This window comes from Acidimicrobiales bacterium, assembly GCA_036399815.1.
Lineage (GTDB): Bacteria > Actinomycetota > Acidimicrobiia > Acidimicrobiales > DASWMK01 > DASWMK01.
In genome coordinates this window covers 1-15,906 of sequence record DASWMK010000212.1, presented here as the reverse complement: position 1 = coordinate 15,906, position 15,906 = coordinate 1, and the positions used below count along the sequence as shown (strand labels likewise).

The following is a 15,906-nucleotide window of genomic DNA, read 5'->3' as shown; positions in this document are numbered from 1 at the left end:
ATCTCCTAGGAGGACATCCCGCCGTCGACGGACAGGATCGTCCCGGTCACGGCGGGGCTCTCGACGAGGAAGCGGACGGCGGCGGCCACCTCGGACGGGTCGATGACCCGCCGGATGGCGGCGCGGCCGATCAGCTCGGCGCGCGTGGTCTCGGGGAGGGACGCCACCATGGCGCTCTCCATGAACCCGGGCGAGAGGGCGTTCACGGTCACGCCCCTCCGCCCGCACTCCAGGGCCAGGCTCTTGGTCAGGCCCACCACCCCGGCCTTCGAGGCCGAGTAGGCGGTCTGGCCGGCGTTGCCGGTGGTGCCGATGGGCGACACCACGTTCACGACCCGGCCCCAACGCTGCAGCAGCATCTGGGGCACGCACGCCCGGCACGTGTGGAAGGTGCCGAGGAGGTTGACCTCGATCGTGCGCTGCCACTCGGCGACCGGCTGGGTGGCCATCAGCCCGTCGAGGCGCACGGCGGCGCTGTTGACGAGGACCGAGACCGGGCCCAGCCGCTCACGGACGAGCTCCTCCATCGCCTTGACCTCGTCCCACGAGGCGACGTCGGCCCGGACCACGACGGAGTCGTTGACGCAGTCCTTCTGGACGGCGATGGCGCCGTCCTCGTTGCCGGCGTAGTGGATGGCGACCCGGTAGCCCATGGCGTCGAGCTCACGGCAGACGGCGGCGCCCAGGGCGCCGGAGCCACCGGTGACGAGGGCGACCCCGGTCCCCGTGCCGCGGGACGAGCGGCGATCAGGCGACACTGGAAGCGACCTCCAGGGTTGCCGCTTCGGCGATCAGGCGGTCGAGCATGGCGACCGACCCGACCTCGGGGTGGCCCGAGCCGAGCGGCGGGATCTCGAAGGTGCCCTGGCCGGCGGCGGTCCTGGCCAGCACGATGGCCGACGCCGTGCCGGCCGGGTCGTGGGTGGACTCCTCACCGGGAGGGGCGTCGAAGGCCAGCACCAGCATGTGCTCGGCGGCACCCGTCTCGAGCAGCCGGTCCGAGAAGAACAGGGCGTCGACCAGCGCCGGCGACCAGCCGGCGAAGTGCAGGTTCGGGCCCTGGAGCTTCCCCGACACGCACACGTGGCAGTTGGTGTTGTTCATCATCTTGCGCAGCCACCCGGTCGGGCTGGCCTGCTGGCGGTAGTAGGTGGCGACCCCCTGGAAGCCCTGGGGCCCGTCCTCGGGCAGCTCGGGCTGGTGGTAGGTGGGGTCCCAGTTCGTGACCGTCATGACCCCGCAGGTGAGGGGGTCGACGCCCGGGCAGCCGGCGAGGGCCGACATGCCGGCCACGTACGCCGGGAGCGCCATGTTGTCGAGGAAGCGCATCACCTTGGGGGTGGCGAAGCGCTTGGCGGCCGCCTTGAGGTCCTCGCGGGCCGGCAGGCCGGCGGAGGAGAAGGCGCTGACGAGGATGCTGGAGCTCATGCGACCCGTCCCAGGACGATGGAGGCGCAGTGGCCCCCGAAACCGAAGCTGTTGGAAACGATGTGGTCGACCTGCTGCTCGCGGGCCTCGAGCGGGATGTAGTCGAGGTCGCAGCGCGGGTCGGGCTCGTGCAGGTTGGCGGTCGGCGGCAGCACCCCGTTGCGGAGGGCCTCCACGCAGACGACCGCCTCGACGGCCCCGGCGGCGGCCGTGGCGTGCCCGAGGATGCTCTTGCTGGAGCTGACCGCGAGCCGCTCGGCGTGGTCGCCGAAGGCGTTGTGGATGGCGAGGGTCTCGCACCAGTCGTTGTCCGGCGTGCTGGTGCCGTGGGCGTTGACGTAGCCGACGTCCTCCGGGTCCAGCCTGGCGCACTTCAGCGCCGCCTTCATCGAGAGGGTCGGGCCGGACGCGTCGGGCGGGAGGGCGACGTAGTGGTGGGCGTTCTGGCTGGCCCCGAAGCCCTCGAGCACGGCCAGCGGCTCGGCGCCCCTGGCCCTCGCGTGCTCCTCGGACTCGAGGACGAAGAACCCGGCGCCCTCGGAGAGCAGGTAGCCGTCCCGGCGCCGGTCGAACGGGCACGAGGCCTCCTCGGGCTCGCACTCCCGCTCGGTCATGCCGTGCAGGTTGCAGAACTGGAAGAAGTCGTAGCCGTTGAGCAGGGAGTCGGCTGCGCCGGCCAGCACCACGTCGTAGGCGCCGCTGCGCACGTACTCGCCGCCGAAGCCGATGGCGAGGGAGCCGGCGGCGCAGGCGCCGTGGCTGGCGGTCCACCGCTGCGCCCCGACCTCGCGGGCGATCGCCTCGGAGAGCCGGTCGATGCGGATGATCTGCGCGTCGTGGTCGCCGACCGGCACCCGGCGGTCGCCGTGGTTGCCGATCAGGGCCATCTGGACGTCGCCGCCCACGAGCCCGGCGTTGGCGACCGCCTCCCTCGCCGCCACCAGTCCGAACTCGAGGGCCAGGGACTGGTCGGACGGCAGCGACCGCTCACGGCCCGGCACCGTGGCGGCGACCCTGGTGGCGGCCCCGCACAGGTCGAACCGCTCGATCGGGCGGCCGAGCGACTTCCCGGCGACGACGGCGTTCCAGGTGTCCTTCGCCGTCCAGCCGCCGGGGCTCACCGCGCCGATCCCGGTCACCCAGACCGTTCTGGCCTTCATCTCAGCGCCCCACCGAGGTCGACATGCGGGACTCGACGAAGTCGATGATCGTGCTGACCCGCAGGGACCGGGTGACCTGCGCCAGCTGCTCGTCGGAGAGCTGGGCGCCGTACTCGGCGGACTGGGGCAGGAACCGGGCCAGGTTGCCCAGCAGCTGCTTCACCTCGCCGTCGTTGACGGAGATGCCGAACTCGTTCTTCAGGTGGATGATCAGCTCGAGGAGGTCGAGCGAGTCGACGTCGAGATCGTCGACCAGCAGCGCGTCCTCGGTGATGAGCTCCGGATCGAGATCCAGGTGCTCCTCCATGTGGACACGCAGGCGGGCCAACAGCTCATCGCGGTTCACGTGAGTTCCCCCTTGGAATTCACAAAGACGAGGCGTCTGAGTGCGAAGGACTCGGTCGGTATTCCGACCGTCGGCCGGAGTGGTTTTCCGGACCGAGCGGATCGCACCGCCGGTGTCGCAGTATGCGGACGCCTCGTATCCTCGTCAAGACCGATTCTGGGAGTCCGAGTTTCTCGCGGTGCGCGGATTGTTTGACGCCTCCTCGGCAAGAAGTGCAGGTCAGAGCGTATGACGACCGTCACAGGAGCGGCGGGCCCGCCACCGGGAGTGCGCACCGCGTGTAGGAAAAAGGGGCTGCACAGCCTGCGAAGTAAATAGGCGGGGCCGCCTGGCGGGCCTTCTTCACATGGTGTGAAGCAGTTCCGCACACCGCGTGCATATTCCCGCCGTGTGTAACTTCGAACGATCCCGTCATTCCCCATTGACAGTCTCCGGGACCGTTCTTATAGTCGCTTCTCGGATCGGCAAGCTCCGAGAAGACCTCGGAGCCCGCATCCGTGCGGCCGGACCGCTGGGGGCGGTGGAACCAGCGGGGGGTGGCCTTCGTGCCAGCGGAGCGGCAGCTCCCTACGTACCGAGCAACCCACACGAGAGGATCGGGATGAGCCTGTCCGATACCGCAACCCGGGGAGTGACGACGGCTTCGGCCAACGGCAACGGCCGCGGCGCGACCACCGTCATCACCGGGCGAGACCTTCGCAAGACCTACGGCGAGGCCGACAGCGCCGTGGAGGCCGTCCGCGGCGTCGACATCGCACTCCACGCCGGCGAGATCACCGTGCTCGTGGGCCCCTCGGGCAGCGGCAAGTCCAGCCTGCTGCACCTCCTCTCGGGCCTCGACACGCCGAGCTCCGGCACCGTCTCCTTCGACGGGAAGTCCCTCGCGGAGATGAAGGAGAAGGAGCTGGCGGCGTGGCGGGCCGAGCACGTCGGCTTCGTCCTCCAGCGCAACAACCTGATTCCCACGCTCACCCTCGAGGAGAACGTGGCCGCTCCGCTGATCCTCGCCGGCGCCAGCCGGGCCGAGGCCCTCGAGCGGGCGCGGGACATGCTGACCGTCGTCGGCCTCGGCGGCCGGACCAAGCACTGGCCGGCCCAGGTGTCGGGCGGCGAGGCGGCCAGGGCCGCGGTGGCCCGGGCGTGCGCCGGCAACCCGCGCGTGATCTTCGCCGACGAGCCGACCGGCGCCCTCGACAGCGAGAACAGCCGCGCCGTGCTCGAGCTGTTCACCAAGCTGGTCCGCAAGACCGGGGTCGCCGCGCTCGTCGTGACCCACGACCCGATGGTCGCCGCCGCCGGGGATCGCGTCCTGCGCCTCGTCGACGGCCGGATCGCCGGCGAGGACCGCCATGCGTAGCGGCGCCTCCCTCGTCGCCACCACCTTCGTCCGGTCGTGGCGCCGGCACCGCCTCCGCGCGGTGGCGACGCTGGCCAGCGCCGTCATCGGCATCATGCTGGCGACGATGGTGGCGGGTGTGATCAGCTCGATCCTGACCGCCGTCGACGGCGGCACCGGCCTCGAGGTCGTCGACTCGGACCTCGTCGCCGGCTCCCGCAACCCGGCCGGCATGGCGCCCGACGTCGTGTCCGCCGTGGAGCGGGCCGGCGAGGGGAGCACGACGGCCAGGGTCACCTTCGCCAACAGCCGGATCGCCGGCGGCGAGCGGGCCGTGATCACGATCCTCGGCCTCGACGGCGACGCCGGCTTCGTTCCCGACTTCACCGACGTCCAGCGGGCCTCCGGCGTGCCTGACGACGCCCTCCAGCTGACGGTCACCGAGCAGTGGGCCGCCCGCAACGGCCTCGCCCTCGGCGACACCGTCCGCATCTCCGGCCCCGGCGGCGGCTCCGACTGGGTCATCGCCGGCACCACCTCGGCCGACCTGCCGAACGACGGCGCCATCGCGCTGGCCCGGCTGGCCGACGTCCAGAAGGCCTTCGACCGCAGCGGCGTCGACGCCGTGTTCTTCCAGACCGACGCCGACACCGACGCCATCCGCGAGTCGGTCGCCTCGGCCGCCGGTCAGGCCGCCATCGTCGGCACGGAGGAGGACGTCATCGCCCCCGAGCAGACGTCGTTCGCCTTCATCCGCCAGATCCTGATGATGGTCGGCGTCGTCGGCCTCCTGACCGCCGGCACCGTGCTGTTCGTCTGCTGGCGGCTCATGATCGAGGACGAGCGGGACAACGTCGCCCGCCTCCGCCTCATCGGCACGACGCCGCGCAGCCTGGCCGCCGGCTCGGGCCTCATCTTCCTCGGCGCCACGGTCGCGGCCGCCGTCATCGGCGTGCCCCTCGGCCTGCTGGCCGCCGGCGGGATGACGAGCTTCGCCGAGCAGGTCGTGAACCTGACCGGCCTCGCCGCCTCGCCCAAGCCCCCGGCCATCGGCTTCCCGGCCGTCGCCGGCCTGGGCGCCGGCCTGTTCCTGAGCGCCCTGGCGTGGGCCGCCGGCCTGCGCTCGTTCCTGAAGGTGCCGGCCATCGAGGCCATCCGCGGCCCCGCCCCCGCGAGCACCAAGGGGGCCCCGGTGCTCGCCCCGCTGGCCGCCGGCGTGGTGCTGGCCGCCCTCGCCCTGGTCGGCTCCCGCACCCTGCCCGCCAAGATGACGGGGTCGGCCCTCGTGCTGGCCATGGCCTCGGCCGTCGCCTTCGCCCTGGCCCTGCCCGGCATCTTCGGTCGGGTCCTGCACCGCTTCGGCGGCTTCGCCGCCATGAGCGCCGGCCGGGAGTTCTCGGCGGGCGCCCGCAAGCGGGTCGGGATGATCTCCGTCCTCGCCGTGGCGCTGATCCTGTCGATCGCGCTGGCCGGCACCGCCCAGAGCCTGGGCAACGGCCTGCGCACCAGCGTCGAGGCCTGGACCGAGGGCGACCTGTTCGTCATGCCGGCCGAGCCGGGCGTCAACCTGCGGGACGAGAAGTTCCAGCCGGCCGTCCCCGACGAGCTCGAGCAGCTGCCGGCCGTCGGCGAGGTCGTCGAGTTCACCTTCGCCCCGATCAAGTTCAAGGACCGCAACGTCCAGCTCTACGCCTGGAACACCGACGGCGTGTCCGACCTCGTGCACCTCAACGTCAACGAGGGCGTGAGCGGCGACCGGTTCTGGGACGAGCTGACCGCCGGCTCGGTCGCCGTGTCGACGAACTTCGCCTGGCTGGAGGACGTCGAGGTCGGCGACACGCTGGAGCTGCCGTCCGCCAACGGCACGCTGCGGGCCCCGATCGTGGCGACGGTCGACGACTACACCGGCGACACGGGCGTGATCTTCATGTCCTACGACACCTACACCACGATCACCGGCGACCCCCGGCCCTTCGACCTGATCGTGCAGGCCGCCGACGGGTCGACCGTCGAGCAGGCCGCCGCCCAGGTCCGCGAGCACCTCGGCGCCTACCCCGGCCTGACCGTGTGGACCGGTCAGCAGATGGAGGACCACCTGCTCGGCCTGTACGGCCAGGTCCTCGGGATCCTGAACGGCATGGGCATGATCTGCCTGGTCCTCGCCATCCTGGTCGGCGTCACCACGGCGGTGGCCTCCCTCGGCGCCCGGCGGATCAGCATCGGCCTCTCCCGCCTGGTCGGGGCCACGACCAAGGCGCTCGGCCGCCAGATCACCCTCGAGTCCCTCTCGGTGGGCTTCCTGGCCTGGCTGATCGCCTTCCCCGTCGGGATCATCTCGGTGCGGGTCATGGTGTATGCCACCGGTGCCCAGAGCGGCACGTTCCCGCCCGTCCAGATCCCGTGGGGTGCCGCCGGCGGCATGCTCGTCGCCGCCCTGGTCGCCGCCGGCCTGGCGGTCTGGGTGCCGACCCGCCGGCTCCTGAAGGTCGACGTCATCGAGACCGTCAGGTACGAGTAGGAGCCCGGCGACCGTGACCGTCACCTCCGGTACGCCCGTCGTGCAGGGAGGGGCTACCAGCCCCTCCCTGCGGCGGCGGCTCAACGCCTACTTCAGGATGGGGCGGACCATCCGCTGGGAGAACTGGCTCGGCACGCTCATCTGGTGGACCCTGGTCGACGGGGACCGCGCCTTCGAGCCGAGGACCTTCGCCCTGCTGGCCGTGACGCTCCTGGCCTACGTCGCCATGGTCGCCACCGCGGGGACCATGGACGACGTCACCGGCTACCGGGACGGCACGGACTGGATCAACTACAAGAACTCCGACCCCACCGGCCTCCGGCCCATGACCCGCAAGCCCCTGCTGCTCGGGTGGTGCACGGAGGGCCAGGCCGTCGCCTACGCCCGCTTCGCCGCCGTCGTGTGCCTCACGGCGGTGGTGGTGTCGTTCGTGATGGCCGGCGGGGAGCCCGTCTGGTACCTGCCGCTCTACCTGCTCGTGATGGTGATCGGCTTCCAGTACTCCGCCGGGTTGAAGCTCAGCTACCTGGGGGCCCAGGAGCTCGTCCTCTACCTGGTGAAGTTCAGCAGCGTCTTCTTCCCGTTCGCCCTCGTCACGGGGGACACGGCCTCGGTCGTGACGGTCGAGGCGCTGCTGTTCGCGACCTGGTTCGTCCAGGTCTCGATCATGAGCAACAGCCACGACGTCGAGGGTGACCGTCAGGCCAACCGGCGCACGATGGCCGTCCTGCTGTCCGAGGAGGGGCACCACCGCTTCATCGTGGCGGTGTTCTGCACCGGGTGGCTGATCGCCCTCGCCGGCCTCGTCACCGGCGCCCTCTCACCGTGGTTCTGCCTCACCCTCGTGCCCGTCGTGGCCCTCCAGGCCAGGCAGCTGCGGCTGTCGGTCGGCGAGCACCGGTACCTCGAGGCTCGGCGGATCGGCTTCAGGGTCCTCCGCACGGGCGTGCCCATCCTGGCCCTCATCAACCTGGGACTGAACTGGCGATGAGACACCTCCGATTCACCGACGACAAGGAGAGCATCGGCGTCCTGTTCGATCGGGCCGCCGAGAAGATGCCCGACGCGGTCGTCCGGCTCGACACCCCGTCCACGCTCGTTCCCCGCCACGGGACGACCCTCACCTACGCCGCCATGGCCGACTTCGTCCGGGAGGCGTCCGGCTGGTTCTCCGCCGCCGGCGTCCGCCCGGGGGACCGCGTCGCGGTGGCGAAGACCAACCACTTCGACACGCTCCTGCTCGGGGCGGCCGCCGTGCGCCTCGGGGCGCTGCCCGCGCTGCTGTCCGGCGGCATCTTCCCCGACCAGGCCCCGGTGATGCTCGACCGCCTGCGCCCGTCGGCCGTGTTCGCCGACCGCGGCGTGATCGATCGGTGGCGGCTGCTCGACGGCTCGCCCGAGTACCGGGTGGTCAGCCTCGACGGGGCCCACCCCGGCGCCGTCCCGCTCGACGACCTGCGGGGCGAGCTGCCGCCGCGGCCCAATCCGCCGGCGCAGGGCGAGCCGATGATCCTGACCCACACGTCCGGCACGACCGGCGTCCCGAAGATGGTGCAGCACTCGGCGGCGTCGATCTCCCACCGCGCCAAGCTCCAGACGATGCCCTGGCCGGTGGTGTCGTTCCGCCGGAGGGACCGCTACGCCGCCCAGCTGTCGTGGAGCCACGCGCGGGCCATCGACGGCATGGCCGCGGTGCTCCACATCGGCTGCCCGCTGCTCGCCATGGCGACCACCGACCCCGAGGTGGCCAGCCGGGCGCTCCTCGAGTTCCGGCCGACGATCATGGAGGCGCTGCCGAACGCGCTCCTCTACTGGGAGCCGATGATCCAGGCGAACCCCGAGGTCTTCACCGACACCCGCTTCTTCATCTCGGCCTTCGACGCCATCCACCCGCGCACGGCGAGGATCTGCCTCGACGCCTCCGACAAGAAGCTGGCGTTCGTGCTCCAGGCCTACGGCCAGAGCGAGTCGGGCGGCATCACCGGCGACCTGTACACGCGCAGGACCGTGCGCCGGAAGCCGGGCAAGGCCCCGAACCTCCGCAGCATGGGCTTCAAGTTCCTCGGCATGTCGGACATCCGCACGGTCGACATCGAGACCGGCGAGCCGCTCCCGCGCGGCAGCTTCGGCGAGTTCGAGGTGAAGTCCAAGGGCCTCGCCATGACGTACTACGGGCAGGAGGACCTGCACGCCCGCCGGCGCCGCAACGGCTGGTGGACGATGGGCGACGTCGGCGTCGTCACCAAGACGGGCCGGGCCATCCTCTACGACCGCGAGATCGACCTCGTGCCCGGCGTCGAGAGCTGCCTCGAGCTCGAGGACCGGCTCCTCGACGAGCTGCCCCAGCTCACCGAGGTGGTCATCGTCGCCGTCGACGGCAAGGCCCAGCCGGTGGTCGCCACCGCCGGGGAGCCGCTCGACCGGGCGGCGTGGGCCAAGGCGACGGCCGACCTGCCCCAGCTCGAGGCGCCCATCCAGCTGCCCTGGGAGGACATCCCGAGGACGGCGACCATGAAGGTCCGGCGCCGCGCGCTGGTCGCCCAGCTCGAGGCGCAGCGGGCGGCCGCTCCCGCCGACGCCGACCCCGCGCCGGCCGAGCTGACGAGCGCCTGACCGTGAGCGGCACCCACAACGAGCACCACCCGGCCGCCGGCGCCGTGCCGGCGGCGGGACGACCGCAACCGGACGAGGTGCCGGGCGCGACGCCGGCGGACCTCGACATCTCAGGAGGAACACGATCGTGAGCGCGACGACGTCGAACGAGACGATCCCTGCGCCCTGGTCGGCGAAGGGCGTGCCGACGGGCGAGTACGACGTCTTCATCATGGGTGGCGGCCTGGCCGGCCTGTGCCTCGCCCTCCAGCTCGTCCAGGACGTGCCCGGGATCCGCGTGGGCGTCGCCGACCGCGCCGCCCACCCGGCGCCCGACGCCGCCTTCAAGGTCGGCGAGTCCTCGAGCGAGGTGGCCGAGTGGTACTGGGGCCGCACGCTCGGGCTGTTCGAGATGATGAAGGAGGAGCACATCCGCAAGCTCGGGCTCCGGTACTTCATGCCGACCCGGGACAACCGCCACATCGAGGACCGGGTGGAGATCGGGTCCAGGACCGACATGCACTCCTGGACCTTCCAGATCGACCGCGGCCGGTTCGAGAACCGCGTCGCCGAGATCGGCGTGTCGAAGGGCGTCGAGTTCTTCGACCGGGCCAGGGTCGTCGACTTCACCCTCGACGGCGAGAACGGCCACACGGTCACCGTCAACCGCGACGGCGAGCAGGCGACCGCGAAGGCGCGCTGGGTCGTCGACGCCAGCGGCTGGCGCGGCCTCATCAAGCGCAAGCTGGGCCTGGCCGAGACCACCCCCCACGACGTCAACGCCGTGTGGTGGCGCCTCGGCGAGATGGTGGCCGTCGACGACTTCGTCGACCGCGACAACCTCGACCCCGAGCGGGCCGAGCAGCAGCTCGAGTGGCTGCGGCGGGTGCCGGGCCAGGACCGCTGGCGCAGCACCGTCCACCTCATGGGCACCGGCTACTGGGTCTGGCTGATCCCGCTGTCGTCTGGCTCGATCTCGATCGGCATCGTCGCCGACCCCCGGTGGGTCCCCTACGAGCGCATCGCCACGTTCGAGAAGGCCCTCTCGTGGCTGTGGGAGAACGAGCCCCAGCTGGCCGCCGACGTCGAGGCGAAGAAGGGCTCGCTCCAGGACTTCCACGGTATGAAGCACTTCTCCCACGCGACCAAGCGGGTGTTCTCGCCCGAGCGCTGGGCCTGCACCGGCCCCGCCGGCTACTTCCACGACCCGCTCTACTCGCCGGGGTCGGACTTCATCGCCCTGTCGAACATGTACATCGTCGACCTGATCAAGCACGACCGGGCCGGCGACCCGGACTTCGCCGAGCGGGCCGAGAAGGCCAACGAGGCCTTCCTGCGCCTCTGCCGCAACGCCCTGCCCACCTGGCTCAACCAATACGGGCTCATGGGCAGCTCGATCTGCTGGACCGCCAAGGCGGCCTGGGACACGCTGATCTACTTCATGCTGCTCGGCAAGAACTTCATCGCCGGCGGCACCTACGACGTCGACATCCACCCGGAGATCGGCCCGGTGTGGCAGCGGTTCCACCGCCTCAACCACCACATGCAGTGGTTCCTGCGGCGGTGGCAGGAGCTGGACGACGGCCACGTCCGCAGCGGCTTCTTCGACATGGACCACGAGCTGGTGCGCGACATCAACTCGTGGCTGCTGTTCCCGGTGCCGAAGGACCAGCTGCGCGACGCGCTCGGCCGCAACGTCCAGTTCATGGAGACGCTGGCCGTCGAGCTGATGGCCGGCGCCGCCGAGCAGCTCGGCATGCCGGTGGACAAGGCCGACATCGACCCGTACACGTTCGGCCTCGGTGCCGAGGAGCCCGGCCACGAGGGCGAGACCTACTGGCAGGAGAAGCTCCCGGTCCACCACCAGTCCCACCTCGCCCACATCCACGCCGCCCGGGTGTTCGCGCTGAGCGACCTCGAGCCGGCGTCGGCGGACGCCCCGCTGGCGGTGGCGTCGTAGGAGCGAGCGATGTCCCGGTCTGGCCCCCCTGAACTGTGCAGCCTTCCGCTGGTCGACCTCGCCGAGCGCATCGGCCGCCGCGAGGTCAGCCCGGTGGAGGTCGTGGACGCGCACCTGGACCGCATCCGGGAGCGCGACGTGACGACCCGTGCCTTCGTCTCGGTGCTCGGAGAGGACGCGGTGGCGCTCGCCAGGGGGGCCGAGGCCAGGGCGGCGGCGGGGGAGCGGCTGAGCCCGCTCGACGGCGTCCCCGTCGCCGTCAAGGACCTGTACGACTTCGTGCCCGGCGTGCCGAACACGTTCGGCTGCGTGCCGCTCGCCGACTGGCGGCCGGCCCGGCCCTCGGTCGGCGTGGAGCGCCTCCGGCAGGCCGGGTGCGTGATCGTCGGCAAGACCAACGTGCCCGAGCTCGGGCACAAGGGCACGACCGACAACGACCTCGTCGGCCCCACGTCCACGCCCTTCGGCACCGGCTGCAACGCCGGCGGCTCGTCGGGGGGCAGCGCCGCCGCCGTCGCCACCGGCATGGCGGCCGGCGCCGTCGGGTCCGACGGGGCCGGGTCGATCCGCATCCCCGCCGCCCTCTGCGGCGTCTACGGGTTGAAGCCGTCGTTCGGCCGGGTGCCGTCCACGCCCCGCCCCAACGCCTTCCGCGCCACCTGCCCGATGGTGGCGAGCGGGCCGATCACCCGCACGGTGGCCGACGCCGCCGCCCTCCTCGACCTGCTGGCCGGTGAGCACCCCCGGGACCCGTGGAGCCTCCCGGGTGCCGGCGGCGGGTACCTGGACGCGGCGCGGCGCCCACCCGAGCACCTGCGGGTGGCGTGGAGCCCGGACCTCGGCGGCTTCCCCGTGGACCCCGCGGTGGCGCGGGTGGCCGAGGAGGCCGCCCTGGCCTTCGAGGGCTGCGGCTACACCGTGGAACGGGTCGACCTCCGCTTCGGGCACACCCACGACGAGCTGTGCGAGGTGCTGCTGCGGGCCGTCGCCGTGTCCCTCCGCGACGCGCTCGACGGGTTCGCCGCCCAGGGCCTCGACCTGCTGGCCACGCCGGCCAGGGACAAGCTGACCCCCGGGTTCCTGGCGCTGGTCGAGTCGGCCGATGGCGTGACCGCCCGCCGGCTGAAGGTCGACGACGCCGTGCGGACGGCGGTGTTCGACGCCGTCCAGGACGTGCTCGGCGCCTTCGACGTGCTCGTCGCCCCGACCCTCGCGGTCGCGTCGGTGCCGAACGACCCCCGCGGCGGCACCGTCGGGCCTCGCGAGGTCGCCGGGCAGGCGGTCGACCCGCTGCTCGGCTGGTGCCTCACCTATCCGTTCAACTTCACCGGCCACCCGGCCGCCTCGGTGCCGGCCGGGCTCACCCCCGACGGCTTCCCCGTCGGCCTGCAGGTCGTCGGCCCCCGCTTCGGCGACGCGCTGGTGCTCGGCGCCAGCGCCGCCTACGAGGCGGTCCGGCCGTGGCACCACTGGTACTCGCGCCTGTAGAGGAGGACTGGGCACATGGACCGCAAGCGCTTCGACGGCAAGGCAGTGATGGTGACCGGCGCGGCCAACGGCATCGGTCGCGAGATCGCCTCCGCCTTCGCGCTGGAGGGGGCCAGGGTCAGCCTGGTCGACCGGGACGGCGAGGCGCTCGAGACCGCGGTGGGCGAGCTGGCCGACAAGGGCTTCGACGTGTTCGGGGTCCACGCCGACCTGTCGTCGGCGGACGAGTGCCGGCGGGCGGTGGACCAGACCGCCGAGCGCTTCGGGCGCTTCGACGTGCTCGTCAACAACGCCGGCGGCAGCGCCTACACCTCGCTGCACATCGAGGAGGTGAGCGAGGAGGACTTCGACCGCGTCATCGGCTGGAACGTCAAGAGCACCTACTTCTGCATCAAGGCCGCGCTGCCCCACTTCCGGGCCGCCGGCGGCGGGGCGGTCGTCAACATGGGCGCCATCGCCGGCCGGGCCGGCACCGAGCTCCTCCCGCCGCAGTACAGCGCGGCGAAGGCCGGCGTCATCGGCCTCACGAGGAACCTGGCCCGCCACCTCGGGCCCGAGGGCATCCGGGTCAACATCGTGTCGCCCGGCTTCATCCGCAGCGGCGCCCGGGTCGAGGCCATCTGGAACACCCGGGAGAACCCGGCCGAGGTGCTGGCCCAGATCCCGCTGCGGCGCAGGGGCGAGATGTCGGAGATCGCCGACGCCGTGATGTTCCTCGCCGGCGAGGAGTCGTCCTACGTCACCGGCGCCGTGATCGACGTGAACGGGGGGTTCTTCTGCGTATGAGCCTCTTCGGCCAGCGGGTCCTCCGTCGCGAGGACCTCACCCTCCTCACCAGGGGCGGCACCTACGTCGCCGACCTCCGCGACGAGCGCCTGGCCGGTGCCGCCGCCGTCGCCTACGTCCGCTCGACCGTCGCCCACGGGCGGATCACCTCGATCGACACGAGCGAGGCCGAGGCCGCGCCCGGCGTGCTGGCGGTCGTGACCGCCGCCGACCTCGGGTTGCCGCCGTCGCCCCCCATGCCGTTCCTGCCGCCGGCCATGGGCCGGTCCCTGCTCGCCGACGGCACCGTCCGGTTCGTGGGCGAGCCGGTCGTGGCCGTCGTGGCCGAGGACGCCTACCGGGCGAGGGACGCCGCCGACCTCGTCGTCGTCGAGTACGAGCCGCTGCCCGCGGTCGTCGACGTCGAGGACGCGCTGGCCGGCGGGACGCTCCTGTTCCCCGAGGCCGGGACGAACGTCGCCTACGTGAACCCGCCCACCGCCGTCGAGGACCTGTGGGCCGGCTGCGACGTGGTCACCGAGCCGCTCACCATCGACCACACCCGGCTCGCCGCCGTGCCCCTCGAGGTGCGGTGCTCGGCCGCCGCCTGGGTCGACGGCCGCCTCGTGCAGTGGGCCAGCACCCAGGCCCCGCACCTGGTGAAGGACGCCCTGGTCGCCGTCCACGGGCTCGGCCCGGACGACGTGCTCGTGCTCGTGCCCGACGTCGGCGGCGGCTTCGGGGCGAAGATCGTCTCGCCCGAGGAGCTGCTGCTCGGCATCCTCGCCCGCCGCGTCGGGCGCCCGGTCCGCTGGGTCGAGACGAGGACCGAGGCCTTCCAGGCGATGACCGCCGGCCGGGGCCAGCGCATCACCGTGCAGGTGGGCGGCACCAGGGACGGCCGCATCCTCGCCTACCGGGTCGACGTGCTGGCCGACGCCGGCGCCTACCCGGAGCTCGGCGCCTGGCTGCCGACCCTGACCGCGCTGCTGGCGCCCGGCCCCTACGCCATCCCGAAGGTGCAGACCTCGACCACGTCGGTCGTCACCAACACGGCCCCGACGGCGCCGTACCGGGGCGCCGGCCGGCCGGAGGCCACCCTCACCGTCGAGCGGGCCGTCGACGTGTTCGCGGCGGCGATCGGCATCGACCCCGTCGAGGTCCGCCGGCGCAACCTGGTGCCGGCCGGCTCGTTCCCGTACGTGTCGGCGACCGGCGCCCGCTACGACTCGGGCGACTACGGCCGGGCCCTCGACCTCGTGGTCGACGCGGCCGGCTACGGCGACCTGCGGGCCGAGCAGGCCAGGCGGCGGGCGGCCGGCGACCCGGTCCAGCTCGGCATCGGGGTGGCCGCCTACGTCGAGATCACCGGCCAGCCCGAGCCGCCGTTCGAGGAGTCGACGGTCACGATCGACGCCGACAGCAACGTGACGGCCACGACCGGCACGTCGCCGCACGGCCAGGGCCACGTCACCGCCTGGTCGATGCTCGTCGCGGACGCCCTCGGCGTGCCGATGGAGCGGGTACGGATCGTCCACGGCGACACCGACGCCGTCCCCACCGGGATGGGCACCTACGCGTCCCGCTCGCTCCAGATCGGCGGCAGCGCCGTCCACCTCGCCGCCAACCGGCTGGCCGAGGACGCCCGCAAGCTGGCCGCCGACCTGCTCGAGGCGGCGGCCGACGACGTGGTGCTCGACCGGGTCGCCGGCCGCTTCCACGTGGCCGGCACGCCGGCCCGGTCGGTCGGCTGGCGCGACGTCGTCGCCCGCAGCGGCGAGGCCCGCCTGGCCGCCCACGGGGAGTTCCGCACCGAGCCGACGTTCCCGTTCGGCGCCCACCTCGCCGTCGTCGAGGTCGACACCGAGACCGGCGGCACCCGCCTGGTCCGCATCGTCGCCGTCGACGACGCCGGCCGCATCCTCAACCCGCTCCTCGCCGACGGCCAGCGCCACGGCGGCATCGCCCAGGGCGTGGCCCAGGCGCTCTACGAGGAGATGCGCTTCGACGACCAGGGCACACCGCTGACCGCCACGCTCGCCGACTACGCCATGCCGTCCGCCGCCGAGCTCCCGAGCTTCGAGCTCCACTCGATGGAGACCCCCACGCCGAACAACCCGCTCGGCGTCAAGGGCATCGGGGAGTCCGGCACCATCGGCGCCACGCCGGCCGTCCTCAACGCCGTCGTGGACGCGCTCGCCCCCTTCGGCGTCCGCCACGTCCCCCTCCCGGCCACCCCAGAGCGGGTGTGGCGGGCCGTCCAGGGGGCCGGCGGCGAACCCCATCCGGCACCGACCACCATCGCCAACGGAG

General features: G+C 72.5%; 12 protein-coding genes. 8 read left to right on the top strand and 4 right to left on the bottom strand.

Annotated elements, in window-relative coordinates; genetic code table 11:
* Positions 1-5: 5 nt before the first annotated feature.
* Genes VGB14_15815 through VGB14_15800 form a run of 4 tightly spaced genes read right to left on the bottom strand, consistent with a single transcriptional unit; the run spans position 6 to position 2,934 of the window.
* A complete protein-coding gene (locus VGB14_15815) occupies positions 6-758 on the bottom strand; it encodes an SDR family NAD(P)-dependent oxidoreductase (GenBank protein ID HEX9994395.1) in 753 nt (250 codons plus the stop codon).
* Positions 748-1,428, bottom strand: a complete 681-nt coding sequence (locus VGB14_15810) for a hypothetical protein (protein ID HEX9994394.1) — start codon at positions 1,426-1,428, stop codon at positions 748-750. The genes VGB14_15815 and VGB14_15810 overlap by 11 nt, the downstream gene beginning before the upstream one ends.
* Entirely contained in the window at positions 1,425-2,588 is a 1,164-nt protein-coding gene (locus tag VGB14_15805) for a beta-ketoacyl-[acyl-carrier-protein] synthase family protein (GenBank protein HEX9994393.1), read from the bottom strand. Before VGB14_15805 ends, VGB14_15810 begins: the two co-directional genes overlap by 4 nt.
* 1 nt (position 2,589) lies before the next feature.
* On the bottom strand, positions 2,590-2,934 hold the full coding sequence (locus tag VGB14_15800; GenBank protein HEX9994392.1) for a phosphopantetheine-binding protein: 345 nt from the start codon (positions 2,932-2,934) through the stop codon (positions 2,590-2,592).
* 631 nt (positions 2,935-3,565) lie between these two features.
* Here VGB14_15800 and VGB14_15795 point away from each other — a divergent pair.
* The 8 genes from VGB14_15795 to VGB14_15760 form a co-directional block, all read left to right on the top strand.
* Entirely contained in the window at positions 3,566-4,291 is a 726-nt protein-coding gene (locus VGB14_15795) for an ABC transporter ATP-binding protein (GenBank protein ID HEX9994391.1), read from the top strand.
* Positions 4,284-6,788, top strand: a complete 2,505-nt coding sequence (locus tag VGB14_15790) for an FtsX-like permease family protein (GenBank protein HEX9994390.1) — start codon at positions 4,284-4,286, stop codon at positions 6,786-6,788. Before VGB14_15795 ends, VGB14_15790 begins: the two co-directional genes overlap by 8 nt.
* Positions 6,789-6,801: 13 nt before the next feature.
* On the top strand, positions 6,802-7,779 hold the full coding sequence (locus VGB14_15785) for a UbiA family prenyltransferase (GenBank protein ID HEX9994389.1): 978 nt from the start codon (positions 6,802-6,804) through the stop codon (positions 7,777-7,779).
* The gene (locus tag VGB14_15780) at positions 7,776-9,401 is read left to right on the top strand and encodes a class I adenylate-forming enzyme family protein (protein HEX9994388.1); all 1,626 of its coding nucleotides are present in this window, start codon (positions 7,776-7,778) and stop codon (positions 9,399-9,401) included. The genes VGB14_15785 and VGB14_15780 overlap by 4 nt, the downstream gene beginning before the upstream one ends.
* Before the next feature lie 127 nt (positions 9,402-9,528).
* Positions 9,529-11,340 (top strand): FAD-dependent monooxygenase, encoded by a 1,812-nt coding sequence (locus tag VGB14_15775; protein ID HEX9994387.1) that lies wholly within the window; start codon positions 9,529-9,531, stop codon positions 11,338-11,340.
* Between the two features lie 9 nt (positions 11,341-11,349).
* Positions 11,350-12,828, top strand: a complete 1,479-nt coding sequence (locus tag VGB14_15770; GenBank protein HEX9994386.1) for an amidase family protein — start codon at positions 11,350-11,352, stop codon at positions 12,826-12,828.
* Positions 12,829-12,843: 15 nt separating this feature from the next.
* On the top strand, positions 12,844-13,614 hold the full coding sequence (locus VGB14_15765; GenBank protein HEX9994385.1) for an SDR family NAD(P)-dependent oxidoreductase: 771 nt from the start codon (positions 12,844-12,846) through the stop codon (positions 13,612-13,614).
* Positions 13,611-15,906: xanthine dehydrogenase family protein molybdopterin-binding subunit (locus VGB14_15760; GenBank protein ID HEX9994384.1), on the top strand; the 2,296-nt coding region annotated here is incomplete at its 3' end. The genes VGB14_15765 and VGB14_15760, both read left to right, overlap by 4 nt.

Excerpts from the sequence above, each read along its gene's own strand:
- VGB14_15770 (HEX9994386.1), top strand. The coding sequence starts at position 11,350 with ATGTCCCGGTCTGGCCCCCCTGAACTGTGCAGCCTTCCGCTGGTCGAC.
- VGB14_15765 (HEX9994385.1), top strand. The coding sequence starts at position 12,844 with ATGGACCGCAAGCGCTTCGACGGCAAGGCAGTGATGGTGACCGGCGCG.
- VGB14_15810 (HEX9994394.1), bottom strand. The coding sequence starts at position 1,428 with ATGAGCTCCAGCATCCTCGTCAGCGCCTTCTCCTCCGCCGGCCTGCCG.
- VGB14_15790 (HEX9994390.1), top strand. The coding sequence starts at position 4,284 with ATGCGTAGCGGCGCCTCCCTCGTCGCCACCACCTTCGTCCGGTCGTGG.
- VGB14_15780 (HEX9994388.1), top strand. The coding sequence starts at position 7,776 with ATGAGACACCTCCGATTCACCGACGACAAGGAGAGCATCGGCGTCCTG.
- VGB14_15805 (HEX9994393.1), bottom strand. The coding sequence starts at position 2,588 with ATGAAGGCCAGAACGGTCTGGGTGACCGGGATCGGCGCGGTGAGCCCC.